The organism is Cognatundibacterium crateris, from assembly GCF_010078235.1.
Classification (GTDB): Bacteria; Pseudomonadota; Gammaproteobacteria; order Burkholderiales; family Burkholderiaceae_D; genus Undibacterium; species Undibacterium crateris.
In genome coordinates this window covers 1-1,850 of the sequence record NZ_JAABOS010000027.1, presented here as the reverse complement: position 1 = coordinate 1,850, position 1,850 = coordinate 1, and the positions used below count along the sequence as shown (strand labels likewise).

Annotated in this window: 3 protein-coding genes; all 3 read right to left on the bottom strand. The window is 47.4% G+C overall.

All coding sequences use genetic code 11. From position 1 onward, the window contains the following. Positions 1-571: 571 nt before the first annotated feature. Positions 572-748: an Imm53 family immunity protein gene (locus EYB48_RS19570; protein ID WP_162021931.1), complete on the bottom strand. Its 177-nt coding sequence runs from the start codon at positions 746-748 to the stop codon at positions 572-574. A gap of 141 nt (positions 749-889) precedes the next feature. Continuing rightward, positions 890-1,279, bottom strand: a complete 390-nt coding sequence (locus EYB48_RS18925; protein ID WP_162021930.1) for a hypothetical protein — start codon at positions 1,277-1,279, stop codon at positions 890-892. 40 nt (positions 1,280-1,319) lie between these two features. Continuing rightward, on the bottom strand, positions 1,320-1,850 hold a 531-nt coding region (locus tag EYB48_RS18920), incomplete at its 5' end, for a hypothetical protein (protein WP_202927842.1).

Genomic DNA, 1,850 nt, shown 5'->3' with positions numbered 1-1,850 from the left:
GCCCCGCCACAGGATCATAGTACCGCTGCTGCATGCGACGGCAGGTCTGGCCATCGGTATTCCAGCCTTGCGGGCAGCTGGGGGTGACGCTGGCCGCCTGGCTGGCGGTGGTGAGGCATTGCCTGCCAGAGAGGGTGCCGCCATTCGGACAGGTATAGATCCATTGCATGTTGGGGCCGCTGCTGCCGCTGTCGCAAACGATTTGCCGCTTGCTGGGCGTGAAATAAAGTGGCGTGCCAGCGCCACTTCAAGTCTTTGCGTGGCCTTTTCCTGGAGTACTGGATTTGCCTTTCTCCCGGCGACACCAATCCGTGCTAAAACGCGGCGCAATAGGCCCCCGACCCCAAGGCATATCCCTGCACACCTCCTTGGAAACGCCGGGTGCGCCTTAGAATCTCTTTGCACCGGCAGGGCGCTGACTAGATGGGAGGCCGTTGCTCGGCTCGGTAAAAATATCCATCCAGAAGCTGGGTTTTCGCCTTGGGCTGCGGGGTGATATTTTCTCAATTAATCGTTGTCTGTCCCTGATAACTTCCCCTGCCCCGGTTGTTCCGCTTCTATCAGCAAAAAGCTATATAACGTCGCCATTAGCCGTGTATGATAAAAAACTGTGCAGAACTTCCTTCAGATTCCCTATTCCACCACTTCCGATGAATTTGTTATCCTTTATTTCAAACTGAAACCAATCAGTTTCACTTAGCCAAGCTTCAAGTTGAAAGATCACATCTGTATTCAATGATGAATTCATCACTTCGGTAACTCTTCTTGTCGAGCTGGCCGAACATCCTTGACACCAGCTTCGTGAACATGTGGTGTCTCCACTTTGGTTCCGTCGGCATTTCTGTGCCCTTTTCCGGTTACTCCTTACAAATCCTTACGCGTTACCGACTTAAACTACGATAATGTCGCCACCGGAAATTTGAATTAAATATGACTCGTAATCTGGCGATGAGTCTCCATTGAATAAAATATATTCACCATTTTTAAAAAGTATTTTAAGCGATGCTTTTTTTACTCTTTGTACCGAATCTATATCAGCCATCAGAAAATCAACTAGAGCTGCCATTGAACGAGGATTTTCAGCCTCACACTTACCTAAACTCTCTCCGCGGAAATAAGATGCATTACCTTTAATACAGATATTAATAGTCGAAGAATTTCCAGCCGTTGTTTGTGGCTTTGCAAACCTTAAATTTGTCGTAAACGCACCTATGCCAACCTCACCCAAATAATATCCAACCAATTGATTTTCATCAAAATTTTCTGGCAACTCATACATCAATCAGATCTCCTTTAAGTTACGATAAAAATTCCCACATTTATTCTGTGGTGGTATCTGGAGGTTTCGGAGGTTCCGTTGGTTTTTGAGGCCTTGCTGGAGGAACCGAATTGGGTGGCAATGGCACGTGCGTACTACCTTTTCCACCTGGCTTGCCAGTTTTTGGGTCAAAAGGTTGTCCATTTGGCCCAGTCCAAACCCAATATCCATCTTCCAACCCAGGGACAGGACTATGCCCAGGTGGCATTACCCGAATATTTTCACCATTTGCGGGATCAGTTCCTGGTAGATAAAAAATTTCTCCACCTTTTGAACCCGGTCTACTTTCCCAATCACCCGGAATTACCGGTGATTGAGGAGGATTAGTATTGGGTTGAATATTTGTTGGGACTTTAGGACCGTTCGACTGCATAGGATCTTGATGAATCGCTTCATAAATACCGATGCCAATTAGACTCCCAAGAGTCCCAGCTCCCGCCCAGGTTGCCGCACGAAATGCCAACGTGTACATGACACGAGAAGCGAGAACAGGATTCCGTCCATCCGGATCAACAAATTTATACGGATTATT